This is a genomic window from Micrococcus sp. TA1, from assembly GCF_014199555.1.
In the GTDB taxonomy this organism is placed as follows: domain Bacteria; phylum Actinomycetota; class Actinomycetes; order Actinomycetales; family Micrococcaceae; genus Citricoccus.
This window is the reverse complement of the sequence record NZ_JACHNW010000001.1, coordinates 1069609-1086388: the sequence shown is the minus strand read 5'-3', so window position 1 is coordinate 1086388 and position 16780 is coordinate 1069609. Positions and strand designations below refer to the sequence as shown.

Below are 16780 nucleotides of genomic sequence, written 5' to 3'. Positions count from 1 at the left end.
GTGCTTGACCGGCGCCGGCGGGTCAGGAGAGGCGGACGGTGGTGGCGGAGTGGCCGAAGCCGACGATGTCGTCCCGGCCGTCGCCGTTGACGTCGCCGAGGAGCCGCGGGTACCGGTCGGGGGACCACCCGGCGTCGTACCCGAACTCGGTGGTCAGCCGCTGCGGACCGAACAGGAAGTCGTCGTCCCCGTAGGCCACGTAGGTGCCCGCGCTGCCGAAGCCCACCACGTCCCCGATCCCGTCGCCGTTGACGTCGGCCGTCGTCCGGGGGTGGCGGTCCACCCGCCACCCCTGGGCGTAGCCGAAGCTGCGCAGCTCCAGGGACGGTGGCTGGAACTTCGGCTCCCCGGGGTCGTAGGGCCGCGAGTAGGCCGCGTAGACCCCCTGTGCCCCGAACCCGATCAGGTCGGGCAGCGCGTGGCCGCTGATGTCGTCGACCATCCGCGGGTGGCGTTCCACCCGCCAGCCCTGGGCGTACCCGAAGTCCCGGACCTCCAGGGCGGGTCGGGTGAAGGTATCGCCAGCCGCGGAGAAGTAGGAGACGTACACGCCGGCGTCACCGAAGCCGACGATGTCCGACGTCCCGTTGCCGTCCATGTCCGCGAGCAGTCGCTCGTGCTTCTCCACCCGCCAGCCGCGGTCGTAGCCGTAGCTGTCGATCCGCTTGCCGGTCCCGGCGAAGGTGCGGTTGGCCAGCCCGTGGGAGATGGTCACCCCCGAATGGCCGAAGCCCACGATGTCCGCAGTGCCGTTGCCGTTGAGATCGGCCAGCAGACGCGGATGCGCTCCCACCCTCCAGCCCTGCTCGTACCCGAAGTCACGCACCTTCAGTGCCGCGCGGGTGAAGGACCCGTCGGGCTGCGCGTAGGAGACATGGACCCCGGCATTCCCGAAGCCCACGAGGTCACCGCGCCCGTCGCCGTCGACGTCGGCGACCGTGCGCACGTGCCGCGCGTTGGACCACCCCTGGTCGGTGCCGAAGCTGCGGATCTTCAGGCTCGGGGTGCTGAACGTCCCGTTGGCCCGGCCGTGGGCCACGTAGACGCCCGCCCCGCCGAAGCCGACCACGTCCGCGCGGCCGTCCCCGTTGACGTCGGCCAGCTCGCGCACGTGCTGGTCCACCCGCCACCCCCGGTCGTAGGAGAACATCGGCTGGGAGGCCGCGTGGGCGGGCTCGGCGAGGACCGCTGCCGCCACCGCCAGGACCGCCGCACAGGTGCCGCCCGCCACGCGGCTGAAGATCGAGCGCCTCATCATGAACCCCCGGACGATGCTGGAACGGTGCGGGGATTCTAGGCCCGGGAGCGTGCTCCGGAGAAGGACTCCGCTGCGCCCGGATCCCCGGCGGCGAGGACGCGCTGCTCCCCGGCGTAGATGACGAACCGCTCACCGCGCACGAAGCCCGCCAGCGTCATGCCGGCCTCCCGGGCCAGGTCCACCGCGAGCGAGGACGGCGCGGAGACCGAGGCGAGCATCGGCACCCCGGCCATCAGGGCCTTCTGGGTGAGCTCGAAGCTGGCGCGGCCGGAGACCATCAGCACGTGCCCGGACAGCGGGAGCATGTCCTGCATCAGGGCCCAGCCGAGCACCTTGTCCACCGCGTTGTGCCGGCCGACGTCCTCCCGGACCGCCACCAGCTCGCCGGTGGCGGCATCGAACAGGCCGGCGGCGTGCAGTCCGCCGGTGCGGTCGAAGACCTTCTGGCGCTCCCGCAGCACCTCGGGCAGGGACAGCACCGTCTGCTCCGTCACCGTCATCGGATCCTCGGCCACGGGATAGCGCGTGGTGGTGCGCACGGAGTCGATGCTGGTGCGGCCGCACAGCCCACAGGCGCTGGTCATCAGCACGTGGCGTTCCAGCGCCGGGGCGGGTGCCGCCACGTGCGGGGCCAGCACCACGTCCACCGTGTTGTCCGTCTCCTCGGCCCCGGGCCCGAAGTCCCGTCCGCAGTAGCGGATCGAGGACACCTCGGAGGCCTGGCCGATCAGCCCCTCGCTGAGCAGGAAGCCCACGGCCAGGGAGAAGTCCTCAGTGGGGGTGCGCATGGTCACCGCCAGCCGTCGTCCGTTCACCCGGATCTCCAACGGTTCCTCCGCGGCCAGCACGTCCGCCCGCGCCTCGCGCCGACCGTCCTTCACGCGCACCACCCGGACCCGCGACTCACTCCTGCTCATGCACCCATGATCCATCCCTGCGGTGGTGCGCCGCCACCGGGAGCCACCCCGGCCCGGCGCGGACCGGTACCCGGGACCTAGGCGGAACCGGTGACGCGGTCCGCGAACGCCGCGGTCCGGGCCGGGTCCAGCACCGCCGCCGGATGCGGCCCGGCGGCCAGCAGCGCCGAACGCAGGTCCTCGAGGTCCGTGCGTGCGAGCGCACCGCCCGCTGCCAGCACGGCGTTACCGGTCTCCAGCCGGTCCAGCAGCGTCGCGTCGGCCAGCAACCAGGCCCCGGAGAGTCCCGCGTCAGCGGCCGCGGCCTCCAGCGCCCGGGCCTGCCGGGCCAGGAACCGCAGGCCGGAATCGTCGCCGATGTTCACCAGCAGCACCCCCTGGCCGCCGAGGCGGTCCAGCAGTTCGCCGTAGAACTCCTCGCCCGTGAGGTGCGCGGCGGCGTCCACCCCGGTGTAGATGTCCAGCACGATCGCGTCGAACGGCTCCGCGTCCAGCCCGGCGAGCTCGGTGCGGGCGTCCCCCGTCACGACCGTCAGTTCCGTCCCCTCGGGCAGGGGCAGTTCGGAGACGACGAACGAGGGCAGTTCGCGGTCGAGGTCCACGACGGTCTGGACGGAGCCGGGGCGGACCGCCTGCACGTAGCGCGGCAGGGTGAGCGCTCCGGCGCCCAGGTGCAGGATGCGGATCGCTCGGGCGGCCGGCCACGCGGCGTCGTGGACGTTGGCCATCCGGCGCAGGTACTCGTACCGGATCCGGGTGGGGTCGGCCAGGTCCACGTGGGACTGGACCTGCCCGCCGATCTCCAGGACCCTGCCGTCGTCGTGCTCGTCCGGGATGATCCGGGCCCGCTCACCGGACACGCTCAGCTGGATACTGCGGCCCGCGGGACCGGGGGTGTCAGGGGGCGTCATGGCCTCAGTGTGACAGACCGACGATCGACCAGGCGGCCGTCGACCATCTCGACCACGCGGTCGCAGTGGTCCAGGACGTCGTGGTCGTGGGTGACCATCACGCCGGCGATCCCGCGCTGGTGGCACTGGCGGGCCAGCAGGGCCACGATGTCCTGGCTGCGCCGGCGGTCCAGCGCAGCGGTCGGCTCGTCCACCAGCAACAGGCTGGGTTGGTTCACCAGGGCCCGGGCGATGCCCACGCGCTGGCGTTCCCCGCCGGAGAGCTGTCCCGGGCGATGGCCCGCCCGGTGCCCCATGTCCACCGCCTCGAGCAACGGTGCCGGGTCGAAGGACCGGGACCGGCCGCCGCGGTGGGCGATCCGGCGGGCCAGCCGCAGCTGGTCGGCTGCGGTGAGGGCCGGGACGAGGTTGCCGGACTGGAAGACGAAACCGAGGTGGCGCCGCCGGAACGCGGCCAGCTGCCCCTGTCCGCGCAGGCCGGCCAGGTCCTGCCCGAGCACCTCGACGACGCCGGAGGTCGGTGCGGCCAGTGCTCCCGCGACGGCCAGCAGGGAGGACTTGCCGGCCCCGGACGGGCCGATGACGGCCACGAACTCCCCGGGGGCGACGCTGAGGTCGACGTGGTCGAGGGCGCGGACCTTCTCCCCGCCGTCACCGACCTCGAGGGTGACGTCACGCAGGTGCAGGCCGAGGCTCCCGGCCGGGCCCGGGGCGGACCGGTCCTGTGCGGGCTCGCGGTGGTGGTCGACGGTGGTGCTCATCGGTTGCCTCCCAGGGCAGAAATCGGTTCGATGCGGGTCACGCGTAGCACGGCCACGGCCGCGCCGACGAGTCCCAGCAGGATCGTCAGCGCCGAGGCGACGGCGATGGGCTGGGCCTCGAGGGCGAACGGCATCCCCTCGGGCATCAGCGAGCCGAGCCCGACGCCGGCCGCGACGCCCAGGGCGGTGAAGGACACCAGCAGGATGGAGGCCTGGGCCAGGCCGTCACGCAGCAGGTATCCGGCCGAGGCGCCCATGGCCCTCAGCACGGCGAGCTCGTGTCCGCGCTGGATGGTCCAGACGGTGAAGAAGGCGCCGACCACGAGGGCCCCGATGGCGTACAGGAAGACCTGGATCATGCTCAGGGTCATGGTCTCGGCCTGGTACCCGGGAGAGGCGTTGAACGACTCCTCCAGGGACAGGGTGGTCGTGGTGGCCGCCGCGTCCCCGGCGGCGAACGCCTCGGCCGAACCGGCCGCCAGCTCCGAGCCCTCCGCCCCCTGCAGGGCGATGACCGAGGCCTGGTCGAAGTCCAGGGCGGCCAGGTGCGCGTCGGTGGGAGCCGCCCCGTCCGGGGCCTGGCCGGCGGCGATCAGCTGCCAGGTGGCCAGGGGAAGGTAGGCGATGTCCACGTGGCCGAAGGTCGCCTGGCCCTCGGTGAAGCCGACGACCTCGAGTTCGGTGTTGATCCGGTCCAGGGTGATGACGGTGCCGAGGTCGATGCCCTCGCCCCGCAGGCTCTCCGAGACCACGATGCCGGCCGGCCCGTCCAGGGCGTCGCCGTCAGCCGGCTCGGGGGCCAGGAACCCGTCCGGTTCCACCCCGAACATGGTGAGGTCGACCTGCTGCCCGTCGTCGGTGACGGCGTTCATGATCGAGGTGCCCATGAGTTCTGCCTCCGCCACGTCCGGCTGGCCGCGCCAGGCGGCGAGCTGGTCGGTGTCCACGACGGACCGGGAGAAGGCGTTGTCGGTCTTGGTGCCCTCATCGAAGGCGAAGGCGGAGACGGGCAGGGACTTCAGCCCCGAGACGCCGTCGTTCACGAGTCCGGAGGAGAGGCCGGAGAGCAACACCATGAGGATGGCGATGAGGCCGATGACCAGGCCCATCAGGCTGAAACGGCCACGGGCGAAGGCTAATTCGCGCAGTGCGAGGAACATGAGGAAGGAGTCCTTCAGTCAAGTATGCGACAGAGTGTCGAGAAGATATCGACAGTGTGTCATGAAGACTGGCTGCACCGGAAATCCGGATCCCGCCTCGGCGGAAGCCCCGCCCGGGCATCCCTCCTCGCGCCCGTCAGTCGATCGTTCCCCGCCCGCCGTGCTCGCGCACCATGGGCCCCAGGACCACCTGCAGGTGCCTCAGGGCCGCCTCGAGGTCCTGACCGGACTCCAGCAGCAGCGTGGCACCGTGGACCACCGCGTTGACCAGCTCGGCGACCTGCTCCGGGGACTCGACCTCCAGCCGCTCCAGCGTCTGCACCAGGGGCTGCTGGACCTCCCGGTGCATCCGCGCGGCCTGTTCGTCCAGCTCCTCCCCGGGAGCCAGCGCCGCCAGGGCGCTGCCCACCGCGTGCGCCCCCTCCGCGACGAGCGAGACGTTCGCCGCGGCATAGGCCATGAGCCGGTCGGCCTCGGTGGGGGCCTGGTCCATGGCACCGGAGATCCTTTCGGTCCAGCGCGGGTAGACGTCACGGACCATGGCCTGCAGCAGCTCCTGCTTGGACGTGAAGTACTGGTAGATGCTGGTGCGGGCGAGCCCCGCGCGCTGGGCGACCTGGGACAGGGAGGGCGCCTCCCCCGTCTCCGTCAGCAGGTCATGGGCGGCGTCCAACAGGGCTCGCTCCCGGGCGGCGCGATGCTCCGCAACGGTGGGTTCGCTGATGCGTGGCATGAGTCCACACCCTACTCCGGCCGCCCTCGTCGCCCCGCCCCCAGCGCGTCACGGAGCCACTCCCCGTCTTTTCGACAGCGCGTCGGCATCTCTGTAGGCTGGCTGACCATGGACTTCCTGCATTCCGCCTCCCTGTTCCTGCACATCCTCGGCGCCGCCGCCCTCCTCGGCGGCTGGTTGGCCATGTTCCGTCGGCCCACCGTGTCCTCGTGGCAGCACCTCGGTGCGTGGGTGCAGTTGGTCACCGGCGTCCTGCTGGTCGGACTGCTCGAGATGAACGACGACGCCGGCCCGGTCAACCACGCGAAGATCGCCGTCAAGCTCGTGGTGCTCCTCGCCGTCCTGGTGGCGGCCGTGATGGGTCGCCGCCGCGTCCGCCGGGGACAGGACGTCTCCACCGGCATGGCCCACGCCGTCGGCGGGCTCACCCTGGTCAACATCGCCATCGCCGTGTTCTGGTGACCGGGACCGGATGGAGGCCCGGTGCGAGCTGAGCCGCCCACGGTTCGGCCGGACCCGGCTCAGCGCACCAGACCGTCCCAGAACCGACCGGAGTAACCCATGCAGCCCATCAACCTGCAGCTGGCCAGCTACAGCGATCTGTTCATGCTGATCGCCGCGCTCGTCTATGCCGCCGCCTTCGTGCTGTTCGCCCTGGACATGGCGAACTCCTCCAAGACCATCCGCGCGCTGGAGGCCGAGCTGGCCGCGGACACCGCCCTCGAGCCCCAGGCCCAGCTGGTGGGCGCCGGCGCCGGGACCCCGGCCAGCCCCGGCGCGTCCACCACGGGCACCGCGGGCACCATCACCGGGGGCGCCTCGGGGTCGGGGGCCGGGCCGGAGCTGGTGGACGAGGACATGGACTACCTGGGCACCACCCGGCGCCCGGTGGCCAACGTCGCGGTGGCGCTGATGGTCATCGGCGTCGCGCTGCACGCCTTCGCGGTCATCGCCCGGGGGCTGGCCGCGCACCGGGTGCCGTGGGGCAACATGTACGAGTTCTGCACCACCGGGGCGCTGCTGGTGGCCGCGGTGTACCTGCTGTTCCTGATCCGCAAGGACATCCGCTTCCTGGGCACCTTCGTCACGGGCCTGGTGGTGATCATGATGTGCGCGGCCACGATCGGGTTCCCCACCCCGCTGGCGCACCTGCAGCCGGCCCTGCAGTCCCCGTGGATCGTCATCCACGTCTCGATCGCCGTGCTGGCCTCGGCGCTGTTCACCCTGACCTTCTCGATGAGCGTGCTGCAGCTGCTCCAGCACCGCCGCGAGGCCCGGATCCGCACCGGGGGCCCGGCGCGGCCGGCGTTCCTGCGGTTGGTGCCCTCGGCGCTGAGCCTGGAGAACTGGTCCTACCGGATCAACGCCGTGGGCTTCGTGATGTGGACCTTCACCCTGATCGCCGGGGCCATCTGGGCCGAGCAGGCCTGGGGCCGGTACTGGGGCTGGGACACCAAGGAGGTCTGGACCTTCGTGATCTGGGTGATCTACGCCGGCTACCTGCACGCCCGGGCCACCCGCGGCTGGACCGGGGAACGCGCCGCGTGGCTCTCGATCATCGGCTTCGCCGCCCTGGTGTTCAACTTCACCATCGTCAACACCTACTTCCCCGGCCTGCACTCCTACGCCGGCATCCCCGAATGACCACCACCCCACCCTGGGCAGGCCGGTGCAGCCCCGTCCGGACTAGGGTGGGACCATGTCCAGCGCACAGCCGTATGAACGCACCCTGCGCCAGCGGACCCTGCCGCAGGTCGGTGACTCCGGACAGCAGTTGCTGGCCGGTGCCTCCGTGGCGGTGGTCGGTGCAGGCGGCCTGGGCTCGCCGGTCATCCAGTACCTCGCCGCAGCCGGCATCGGCACCCTACACGTCATCGACGACGATCACGTGGAGCTCAGCAACCTGAACCGGCAGACCCTGCACGGGGTGGACACCCTCGGGGCGCCGAAGACCGACGGGGCGGTGGCGGCCGCCGCACGCCTGTCCCCCGAGACCACCGTGGTCCCCCACGCCGTGCGCCTCACCGATGCCAATGCCCGCGAACTGCTGGGGCCGGCCGACGTCATCATCGACGGCAGCGACTCCTTCCAGACCCGGTTCGTCGTCCACCGCGCCGCCCTCGCCCTGGGCCTGCCCGTGGTCTTCGGCGCCCTGTTCCAGTGGAACGCGCAGGTCACCGTGTTCTGGTCCGTCCCGCCGGCCGGTTCGGGACTGGCCCCGGTGGTGCTGACCGACGTGTTCCCGGACAACGCGGCGACCCACGCCTCGCCCGGTTGCGCCGAGGCCGGGGTGCTGGGCGCCGTCGTCGGGATCACCGGTTCCTTCCTGGCCCTGGAGACGATCAAGCTCATCCTCGGCACCGGTCGGCCGCTGGTGGGACGGATGCTGCTGGTGGACGGCCTCGCCGGCACCACCGCCGAGATCCCGCTGGCCGGCCCCCCTGTCCCCTCGACCCGCGCCCCGTCGACCCCCGCCGTGCCGGCCGCCGCGACGGCACCGGGACCGATCCCCCCGGGGGACATACCCCCGCAGGCCCTGTGGATCGACGTCCGCCGTCCCGAGGAGTCCGCCGAACGCCCCGGGCCCGGCGGCGCCGTGCTCCTCCCCCTGGACCGGGTGCTGCGCCTGGACCGTGGTCCGGACGCGCCCCTGCCACCGGACCACCCGCTGGCCGGACTCGCCCCGGACCGGCCCCTGCTGCCGTTCTGCGCCGCCGGCCCGCGCAGCGCCACCGCCGCCCGGCACCTGGCCGGTCTCGGCTGGCCGGTGGCCGGGTACCTCGACGGCGGGTTGCCGGGAGCGTTCCGTGGCTGAATTCCACTACATCCCGGTCGCCGACCACCAGGCGCGCGTCCTGCGCGTGGTCCCCCTCCTGGCGGAGGACACGGTCGGTCTCGAGGACGCCGCCGGCCACACCCTGGCCCGGGACGCCGTCGCCGCCCTGGACCTGCCGCCCTGGGACAACTCGGCCATGGACGGGTACGCCGTCCGCTCCGCGGACACCACCTCCGCCACCACGGACGCCCCCGTGCGGCTGGACGTCGTCGCCGAACTGCCCGCCGGCACCGACCTGGACCCGCCGCTCGCGCCGGGCCAGGCCGCCCGGATCATGACCGGGGCCCCCCTGCCCACGGACGCGGACGCCGTCGTGCCCCTGGAGGACACCGTGGGATGGGACCCGGCCGCCCCGACCGCGGGGACCACCCGGCCGGACCACGTGGAGCTGAGCGCACCGGTCGCGGCCGGCCGTCACGTCCGTCCTCGGGGTGACGACGTCCGGACAGGCCACCGGGTGGCCTCCGCCGGGCAGGAACTGGCCCCGCACCGGCTCTCCGCGGTGGCCGCCGCGGGCATCGCCGCGGTGACGGTCCGGCGCCGGCCGCGCGTGGTGGTCGTGAGCACGGGCAGTGAACTGGTCGCCCCGGGCGAACCGGTGCGCCGGGGGCAGATCCCCGACTCGAACTCCCACCTGCTCACCGCCCTGGTCCGCGCCAGCGGTGGCGAGGTGGTCCACCGGGGGCAGGTCTCCGACGACCCGGCTCGGTTGCGCGACCTGCTGGTGTCCACGGCGGCGGACAGCGACGCGGTCATCGTCACCGGCGGGGCCAGCGTGGGTGCCCATGACGTCGCCCGTCTCGTCCTCGCCCCGGACGCGGTCGGCGGGGTACCGCTCGAGCGCCGTCCTGCCGTCCCCGGCTCCCCGGGGGATGTTTCGCCCACCCCGCGCGGGACCGGCGGCGGTCCGGAGACCCCCACGGGCCCCCTGAACCACGTCGATGACCGTGCGGTCCGCTTCGACCGGGTCGCCGTGCAGCCCGGCAAGCCCCAGGGGTTCGGGCTCCTGCCGGACGGCCGGCCGGTCTGGTCCCTGCCCGGGAACCCGGTCAGCGCCTGGGTGAGCTACCTGGTGTTCGTCGAGCCCGGGTTGCTCGCCATGCAGGACCGGGCGGCACCGCTGGCGGACTGGCACCCCGTCACCACGGACGAGGGGTGGCGCTCCCCGCCGCGCCGCGAGCAGTTCGTGCCGGTCCGCGTGGTCTCCGCGCCCGGTGAACCGGTGCGGGTGGCCCAGGCGACCGAACGGGGCTCCGGCTCCCACCTGGCCGGGCGCATGGCCCGGGCCACCGGCCTGGTGCGCGTCCCGGCCGCCACGACCGAGGTGTCCGCCGGGGACACCGTCCTCTACCGAGCCCTGGAGGCCTGATGACACCCGCTGACCGTTCCGCCACCGAGACCGCCGCGGCCACCGGTTCGCCCGGGGCCTCCGGCGCCGATGGCTTCACCCACCTGGACGGCGACGGTTCCGCCCGGATGGTGGACGTGACCGCGAAGTCCCCCACCGTGCGCGCCGCCACCGCGGAGGCCACGGTGCTGGTCTCCCCCGAGGTCCTCGCCGCGCTCACCGGGGGCACCGTGCCCAAGGGCGACGTCTGGGCGGTGGCCCGGATCGCCGGCATCCAGGCCGCCAAGCGGTGCGCCGAGCTGTTGCCCCTGGCGCACGTGATCGGCGTGCACGGGGCCACCGTGGACTTCGAGGTCGGCCAGGACCGCATCCGCATCCTCGCCACCACCCGCACGGCCGACCGGACAGGGGTGGAGATGGAGGCGCTCACCGCCGCCTCCGTGGCCGGGTTGGCCATGGTGGACATGGTCAAGGGCCTGGACCGCTCGGTCGAGCTGACCGGGATCCGGTTGCTGGAGAAGACCGGCGGCCGCTCAGGGACCTGGCGGCGCGGAGACCGCGCGTGAGATGAGCGACCTGACGGCGGTCATCCTCTCCGGGGGCGCCTCCCGGCGCATGGGCCGGGACAAGGCCTCCCTGGTGTTCGACGGGCTCACACTCCTCGAGCGCACCGCTGCGGCCGTGCGGGCAGCCGGGGCCACACGGGTCGTCGTGGTCGGCGATCCACCGGTCGCCGGTCCGGCCGGCGCGTCGACAGCCACCGCGTCCGGGACCTCGGCCCTGGCCGGCGCCACGTTCCTCCGCGAGGACCCGCCCCGCTCCGGCCCGGTGGCCGCGCTGGAGGCCGCCCTGGGCGCGGTGGACACCTCGTGGATGCTGCTGGTGCCGTGCGACCTGGCGCGGCCCGCCGGGGCCTGCCGCGCCCTGCTGGACGTCGCCCTCGGGCCGGGCCGGGACGGCGCGGTGGCCGTGGACGCGACCGGCCACGTCCAGCACCTGACCGCGCTGCTGGACGTGGCCGCCCTGCGTGCCACCGCCCGGCCGGGCATCACCCGGGTGCGGGAGCGGCTGGCGCCGCTCGACCTGCTCGAGGTCCCGGAGCCCGCGGGCTCCCCCGGGCTCTGGGACGATATGGATACCCCCGAGGACATGGCCCGTGCGCGGGCCGGGAGAGGAGCTGCCGTGACGGATGAGCGGGACAACGAGGTGCCGGGGCTGCGGGACTGGATGGCCGCCGTCGTGGCCGAGCTGGGCCTTCCCGAGGACGTGATCGTCCCCTCGCCCCTGCTGGACACGGCCCGGGACGTGGCCAATGCCGTCGTGCGGCCCGGGGCCCCGATGAGCACCTACCTGATCGGCGTGGCCCTGGGACTCCAGCTGGCCGGAGCCGGCGCCGCGGGGGACACCGACCAGGACACCGCGCAGCGGGTTCGAGAGCTCGCCGCGCGGGTCCAGGACCTGGCCGCCCGGTACGACGCCGGCCCGGCGGGGGCGCGCTGATGGCCCGCGTGCGCCTGTTCGCCGGGGCCGCGGACATCCTCGGCGCCTCCGAACTCCGGCTGGACGCGGTCACGGCGGGCGAGCTGCGTGCCGCCCTGACCGCGGACCACGGCATCAGCGCCGAGCGGGTCATCGCCCGGTGCTCCCTGCTGGTGGACGGGGTCCGCGCCGTGGATGACGGCCACCCGGTCCGCGAGGACTCCCTGGTGGACGTGCTGCCGCCCTTCGCCGGGGGCTGACTCAGGAGGGCGCCGGGGACCCGTCGGGTCCGGACCCCGGCACGGCCGCGCGGGCCCCGTCCTGCCGGCCGGTGAAGTGATCCATGGTCCGGTTCACGCCGAGGGCGTCCATGACCCGGTCGAAGAAGCGCGTCGGCAGCGCGCGCAGGGCGGGCAGGGAGCGCACGAGCGGGGGCAGGACGAGCTGCTGCCGACCGGATTCGATGGCGTCGACCACCGCCTCGGTCACCTCGTCCGGGTCCAGGATCGGCAGCAGCCTCGGGAACCGGGTCTGCACGCCGGCGAACATGCCGGTGTCGATGTAGAACGGGCAGACGGTGAGGGTGTTGATGCGGTGCCCGTCGGCGCGCAGCTCGTTGCGCAGGGACTCCATGAAGCCGACCGCCGCCCACTTGGACGCGGAGTAGTCCGCCTGCCGGGCCACGCCCACCAGGCCCGCGGCGCTCGCGATGGTGACGACGCTGCCGTGCCCGCGCTCGATCATCCCTGCGAGGAACGCCCGGGTGACCCAGTACAGGGCCAGGACGTTGACCTGCATGGTCCGCTCGATGGCCTCGTCCGGGAGGTCCAGCAGCCGGGCGCCCGAGACCACGCCGGCGTTGTTGACCACCACGTCCACCGCCCCGGCCTGTCCCGCGGCCCGGCGGACGGCCTCGCGGTCGGTCACGTCGACCACGCAGGACCGGGCTGTGCCACCGGCCGCACGGACCTGTTCCACGGTGGCCGCACCGGCCTGCGCCGAGAGGTCCCACACGATCACCTCCGCGCCGCGGCGGGCGGCCTCCACGGCCATGAGGCGGCCCAGGCCGGACCCGCCGCCGGTGATGAGCACGCGAGCGCCGCGCAGGCGGTACCCCCTGGCCTCGTGCAGGTTCCCGGCCATCGACTGCTCCCTCTTCGGTCGGCTCTGATTCGTCCCGCCCACGAAGTTACCCTGCGGTAGTCACCGCCGCCACCGGTCGTGGGGCCGCCCCTCGGCCTGTCCGCTCAACCACCGATCGCGTTCATCCCGCGGCCGGGCTGGACGAACCCGGGGTCGTCGATCCCGTGCCCGGCCTTCTTGGCCGCCACGGACACGTGCATGGCCGCGGCGAGCTCGGCGTCGGTGGCGCCCTCGCGCAGCAGTGTGCGCAGGTCGGTCTCCTCGCGGGCGAACAGGCAGTTGCGCAGCTGCCCGTCGGCCGTGAACCGCAGCCGGTCGCAGTCCCCGCAGAACGGTGCCGAGACCGAGGCGATCACGCCCACGGTGTGGGGCCCGCCGTCCACGGTGTACAGCGCCGCGGGCGAGGAACCGCGGCCGGGCACCTCCGCCAGTTCGAACCGCTCCGCCAGCCGCTCGAGGATCTCCTCGCCGGAGACCAGGTGGTCCCGGCGCCAGGTGTGCCCGGCATCCAGCGGCATCTGCTCGATGAAGCGCATCTGAGCGTCCTGGGACACCGCGAAGGCCACCAGGTCGGCCAGTTCGTCATCATTGACCCCGCGCATGGCCACCGCGTTGAGCTTGAGCGGGCGCAAGCCCGAGTCCCGCGCCGCGGCGATGCCTGCGAGGACGTCGGCGTGCCGGTCGCGGCGGGTCAGGTCCCGGAACCGGTCCGGGCGCAGCGTGTCCAGCGAGATGTTCACGCGGGTCAGCCCGGCGGACCGCAGGGCGGGCATCCGCCGGTCCAGGGAGATCCCGTTGGTGGTCATGGCGATCGGCAGGGTGCCGCCGTCCGGCAGCGCGATCGCGGCCAGCCGGGCCACGATGTCCTCCAGGTCCGCCCGCAGCAGCGGCTCCCCGCCGGTCAGCCGCACCCCGGTGATGCCGTGGGTCACGGCGACACGGACCAGCCGCTCGATCTGTCCGGCGTCCAGCAGCTCGTCCTTCGGCGTGAACGGCCCGGCGTCCTCCGGCATGCAGTAGGTGCAGCGCAGTGAGCACTTGTCCGTCAGCGAGACCCGCAGGTCCCGGTGGGCCCTTCCGAACCCGTCCGTGAGGGCGCCCGCCAGGTGCCCGCCGCCGGTCTGCGTCCGGCGCACGACGTCGGCCAGCTCCCCGCGCGTGGGCAGCAGCCGGACCGCCTCGGGGCCGCCCGCGGGGTCCTGGCCCGCAGCGGACGTCCCGGCCGGTGCGGCGCCCGGCGCGGTGACGGTGCGGGTGGTCAGGACGACGGGCACCCCGGTCACGGCAGCCCCACCCAGTGAGCGTCCCCGGACGCGGTGTGCTGGCGCTTCCAGATGGGCACCTCGGCCTTGATGTCCTCGACCACGGCGCGGCAGGTCTCGAAGGCCTCCGCGCGGTGGGCGGAGGCGACCGCGACCACCAGGGCGAGGTCCCCGACGTCGAGGTGGCCGGTCCGGTGCGCCGCGGCGATCCGGACCTCGCCGGCCGGGTCCTGCGGCCCCCGGGCGTGGCGGGCGAGGATCTCGCGCAGGATCCGCTCGGCGTCCGGGTGGGAGCTGTAGTCCAGGGAGGTGACGGTGCCCTCGGCCTCCGGGTCGTGGTCGCGGACGATCCCGGTGAAGGTCAGTGCCGCACCGCACCGGGCGTTCACCACCGAGGCCTCCAGCGCCGCCGCGTCCAGGGGGCGGTCCGTGACGACGGCCGGTGGCGCGGTGTCCGGCGGCGCGGTGTCCGGTGGCGCGAGGGGTCGGTCAGGAGCGGACATGGTCACCTCCGTCGAGCTGGTCCACCAGGTGGGGCAGCAGCGGGGCGAGCAGTGGAACGGCCTGCTCGGCCGCCCGGCGCGACCCCGGCAGGGTCACGACGACGACCGGCCGGTGCCCGTCCGGCAGCGGCGGGTCGACGACCCCGGCCACGCCGCGCGAGAGCACCGCGGCCGGTGTCTGCTGGCGACCCGCACTGCGCAGCAGCTCCGGGATGCCGGGCAGGTGCCGGGTGATCAGCGGGGTCACGGCCTCGGGCGTGCGGTCCCGCGGGCCGACCCCGGTCCCGCCGAGGGTGAGCACCACGCGTGCCCCGCCGAGGCAGGCCGCGGCGACGGCCTCGCCCACCGGCACGTCGCCGTCGGGAACCACGCGGTGGTCCAGCGGCCAGTCCGGCAGCGCCTCGGACAGCAGGGCGCGGACCGCCGCGCCGGCCGTGTCCTCAGCGGTCCCGGCCGACACCCGATCGGAGACCGTGAGGAGGTGAATCGTGTGCATGCTGCCTCCCAGGTCGCCAGTCTACGGAGGTCGTCAATGCGACGGGACCGTGGCCCGGAATCCGGCGGCCCGGGCCGGGGGCGGTAGCGTGGAAGGGTGGAACACACCTTCTCATTGCGCGCCGAATGGACCGGGAACCGGGGCACCGGGACCTCCGGATACAAGGACTACGCCCGCGACCTGGTCATCCAGGCCGAGGGCCCCGGAGAACTGTCCGGATCGGCCGCCCGCGCCTTCCACGGTGACGAGGAGCGGTGGAACCCGGAGCAGTTGCTGCTGGCGGCGCTCGCGGAGTGCCACCTGCTGTCCTACCTGCAGGCGGCCACCGCCGCGGGGATCGTGGTCACCGGAGCCTCCTGCCGCGCCGAGTGCGTGCTCACCTTCGGGCCCGACGGCGGTTCGGTCACCTCCGCGACCCTGTCCCCCGAGATCTGGCTCGCCGACGAGTCCCAGCGAGACGCGGCCGAGGCCCTGCACGCGAGGGCCCACGAGCAGTGCTTCATCGCCCGCTCGGTGAACTTCCCGGTGGAGATCGTCCCGCAGCAGGTCCGGCAGATGCGCCACCTGCCGGACTTCGGCAGTCGGCTCGGAGCGCCGATCGCCGTGCTCACGCCGCGTCAGGGCAAGGCACCCAGCCGGGTGACCGGCCTGGAAAACCGGCCCGGGATGATGCCGGCGCCCACGCCTCCCGCGGCGACTCCCCCCGCGGCGGCCACCGGGCCGGCGTCGGGAGCGGGTGCCGCGTCGGCCCCCGGAGGGGCGCAACCGGAGAACGCCTCGTTCTACGACCAGGTGGGCGGGCACCAGACCTTCGCGAAGCTGGCCCGCGTGTTCTACGAGGGCGTGGCCGAGGACCCGGGGTTCCGTGCGATGTACCCCGAGGAGGACCTCGGCCCGGCCGAGGACCGGTTGCGGATGTTCCTGGAGCAGTACTGGGGCGGTCCGCGCACCTACGGCGAGCAGCGCGGCCACCCCAGGCTGCGGATGCGCCACGCGCCCTTCACGATCGACTTCGCGGCCCGGGACGCCTGGCTGCGGCACATGCGGGTGGCCGTGGACTCCCTGGAGCTGGCCCCGCTGCACGAGCAGACCCTGTGGGACTACCTCGAGCGGGCCGCCCATTCCATGGTGAACTCCGCCTGAGGGGCCCGTCCCCTACAGGGCCATCGGCTGGCGGCACAGCACGAACCCGGCCGGGCTGGACAGCCGGACCCACGGGCCCGAGGTGTGGACCGTGGTGGTGCCCCCGGGGGTGAGGAAACCCAGCCCGTGGGCGGCGAACGCGGCCCCGGCCGGCAGGAACCCGTCCCCGGCCTCCACGGAGGTGCCCCCGAGCAGCCGCCCCCACACGGCCGCGCGGGCCTGGGCGACCATCGAGGCCCCCGGGTCCTGCGGCAGGGCGGCCCCGAGCTCGCGGATCCCGTCCTGGGCGACCTGCTGGAGCTCGTCGTCCGCGACGGCGGCCACCGACGACCAGCCCGAGCGCGGCGGTGTCACGGCCGTCCACGGGGCGGCCTCGGTGACCGGGGGCAGGGTCAGGGCGGTGCGCGAGGTGGAGGTCATCCGGGCCAGGCGCTCCAGGACCGAGGACAGCGGGTAGACCTCGTCCCAGCCGTCGGCGCCGGCCCGGTCCAGGCGGAAGGTCCGCAGGCCCAGCGCCACCGGCACGCGGTCCCCCAGCCCCCGGGGCTGCAGGACCGAGACCCATGCGGCCAGGACCGGGCCGACCACCTGCAGGCGCATCCCGGTGTCCGCCATGGTGCGGGCCCGGGTGGCATACCGCTCCAGGTCGGCGACGGCGTCAAGGTCCTCCAGGACGAGTTCCTGACCGGGCGCGGGCGTATCGGGTGCGGGCATATCGGGGGCGGGCATGGCCCCCATTCTCCCATCGCCGGCGCGGGGTGAGGCCGGGGTGAGTGACAGGGATAGACTGGCGGGCAGGTTACCAACAGGTAGCCCTTCCTCGTCACGGT

General features: G+C 73.9%; 19 protein-coding genes and 1 pseudogene. 9 read left to right on the top strand and 11 right to left on the bottom strand.

What is annotated here, in order from left to right; all coding sequences use genetic code 11:
• Positions 1-22 precede the first annotated feature (22 nt).
• From GGQ69_RS04710 to GGQ69_RS04685, 6 genes are all read right to left on the bottom strand, one after another.
• The gene (locus tag GGQ69_RS04710; RefSeq protein WP_255459420.1) at positions 23-1258 is read right to left on the bottom strand and encodes a VCBS repeat-containing protein; all 1236 of its coding nucleotides are present in this window, start codon (positions 1256-1258) and stop codon (positions 23-25) included.
• Positions 1259-1293: 35 nt separating this feature from the next.
• The gene (gene fdhD, locus GGQ69_RS04705) at positions 1294-2175 is read right to left on the bottom strand and encodes a formate dehydrogenase accessory sulfurtransferase FdhD (RefSeq protein ID WP_183525257.1); all 882 of its coding nucleotides are present in this window, start codon (positions 2173-2175) and stop codon (positions 1294-1296) included.
• Between the two features lie 77 nt (positions 2176-2252).
• Positions 2253-3086, bottom strand: coding sequence for a spermidine synthase (locus GGQ69_RS04700; protein WP_183525254.1), 834 nt, complete (start codon positions 3084-3086; stop codon positions 2253-2255).
• Positions 3083-3847 (bottom strand): ABC transporter ATP-binding protein, encoded by a 765-nt coding sequence (locus GGQ69_RS04695; RefSeq protein ID WP_183525251.1) that lies wholly within the window; start codon positions 3845-3847, stop codon positions 3083-3085. The genes GGQ69_RS04700 and GGQ69_RS04695 overlap by 4 nt, the downstream gene beginning before the upstream one ends.
• Positions 3844-5007 (bottom strand): FtsX-like permease family protein, encoded by a 1164-nt coding sequence (locus tag GGQ69_RS04690; RefSeq protein WP_183525248.1) that lies wholly within the window; start codon positions 5005-5007, stop codon positions 3844-3846. Before GGQ69_RS04690 ends, GGQ69_RS04695 begins: the two co-directional genes overlap by 4 nt.
• A 136-nt stretch (positions 5008-5143) precedes the next feature.
• Positions 5144-5740, bottom strand: coding sequence for a TetR/AcrR family transcriptional regulator (locus tag GGQ69_RS04685; protein ID WP_183525245.1), 597 nt, complete (start codon positions 5738-5740; stop codon positions 5144-5146).
• Between the two features lie 108 nt (positions 5741-5848).
• Here GGQ69_RS04685 and GGQ69_RS04680 point away from each other — a divergent pair, with 108 nt between their 5' ends.
• The 7 genes from GGQ69_RS04680 (at position 5849) to GGQ69_RS04650 (ending at position 11663) form a co-directional block, all read left to right on the top strand.
• Entirely contained in the window at positions 5849-6202 is a 354-nt protein-coding gene (locus GGQ69_RS04680; RefSeq protein ID WP_183525242.1) for a hypothetical protein, read from the top strand.
• A 99-nt stretch (positions 6203-6301) separates the two neighbouring features.
• Positions 6302-7384, top strand: coding sequence for a c-type cytochrome biogenesis protein CcsB (ccsB, locus tag GGQ69_RS04675; RefSeq protein WP_183525239.1), 1083 nt, complete (start codon positions 6302-6304; stop codon positions 7382-7384).
• Between the two features lie 55 nt (positions 7385-7439).
• Complete coding sequence (locus GGQ69_RS04670; protein WP_183525236.1) at positions 7440-8555, top strand: HesA/MoeB/ThiF family protein; 1116 nt, start codon at positions 7440-7442, stop codon at positions 8553-8555.
• On the top strand, positions 8548-9945 hold the full coding sequence (gene glp, locus GGQ69_RS16805; RefSeq protein WP_183525233.1) for a gephyrin-like molybdotransferase Glp: 1398 nt from the start codon (positions 8548-8550) through the stop codon (positions 9943-9945). The genes GGQ69_RS04670 and glp overlap by 8 nt, the downstream gene beginning before the upstream one ends.
• On the top strand, positions 9945-10490 hold the full coding sequence (gene moaC / locus GGQ69_RS04660) for a cyclic pyranopterin monophosphate synthase MoaC (RefSeq protein ID WP_183525230.1): 546 nt from the start codon (positions 9945-9947) through the stop codon (positions 10488-10490). The genes glp and moaC overlap by 1 nt, the downstream gene beginning before the upstream one ends.
• Position 10491: 1 nt before the next feature.
• Positions 10492-11424, top strand: coding sequence for an NTP transferase domain-containing protein (locus tag GGQ69_RS04655; protein ID WP_183525227.1), 933 nt, complete (start codon positions 10492-10494; stop codon positions 11422-11424).
• Positions 11424-11663 (top strand): MoaD/ThiS family protein, encoded by a 240-nt coding sequence (locus tag GGQ69_RS04650; RefSeq protein WP_183525224.1) that lies wholly within the window; start codon positions 11424-11426, stop codon positions 11661-11663. The genes GGQ69_RS04655 and GGQ69_RS04650 overlap by 1 nt, the downstream gene beginning before the upstream one ends.
• Before the next feature lies 1 nt (position 11664).
• On the opposite strand, the gene GGQ69_RS04645 is transcribed toward GGQ69_RS04650, so the two are convergent.
• From GGQ69_RS04645 to GGQ69_RS04630, 4 genes are all read right to left on the bottom strand, one after another.
• Positions 11665-12546 (bottom strand): SDR family oxidoreductase, encoded by an 882-nt coding sequence (locus tag GGQ69_RS04645; protein WP_183525221.1) that lies wholly within the window; start codon positions 12544-12546, stop codon positions 11665-11667.
• A 104-nt stretch (positions 12547-12650) separates the two neighbouring features.
• The gene (gene moaA / locus GGQ69_RS04640) at positions 12651-13829 is read right to left on the bottom strand and encodes a GTP 3',8-cyclase MoaA (RefSeq protein ID WP_298045158.1); all 1179 of its coding nucleotides are present in this window, start codon (positions 13827-13829) and stop codon (positions 12651-12653) included.
• Entirely contained in the window at positions 13826-14311 is a 486-nt protein-coding gene (locus tag GGQ69_RS04635; protein WP_183525218.1) for a molybdenum cofactor biosynthesis protein MoaE, read from the bottom strand. The genes moaA and GGQ69_RS04635 overlap by 4 nt, the downstream gene beginning before the upstream one ends.
• A complete protein-coding gene (locus GGQ69_RS04630; RefSeq protein WP_183525215.1) occupies positions 14298-14807 on the bottom strand; it encodes a molybdenum cofactor biosynthesis protein B in 510 nt (169 codons plus the stop codon). The genes GGQ69_RS04635 and GGQ69_RS04630 overlap by 14 nt, the downstream gene beginning before the upstream one ends.
• A 96-nt stretch (positions 14808-14903) precedes the next feature.
• Between GGQ69_RS04630 and GGQ69_RS16255 the strand changes: the two are divergent.
• Together GGQ69_RS16255 and GGQ69_RS16250 are read left to right on the top strand one after the other, a co-directional pair.
• Positions 14904-15281, top strand: a pseudogene (locus GGQ69_RS16255) (OsmC family protein); the annotation flags it as partial.
• Between the two features lie 195 nt (positions 15282-15476).
• Positions 15477-15950 (top strand): globin, encoded by a 474-nt coding sequence (locus tag GGQ69_RS16250; protein WP_221243530.1) that lies wholly within the window; start codon positions 15477-15479, stop codon positions 15948-15950.
• A 12-nt stretch (positions 15951-15962) separates the two neighbouring features.
• Here GGQ69_RS16250 and GGQ69_RS04620 read toward each other — a convergent pair whose 3' ends face one another.
• Entirely contained in the window at positions 15963-16679 is a 717-nt protein-coding gene (locus tag GGQ69_RS04620) for a hypothetical protein (protein ID WP_221243345.1), read from the bottom strand.
• Positions 16680-16780 lie beyond the last annotated feature (101 nt).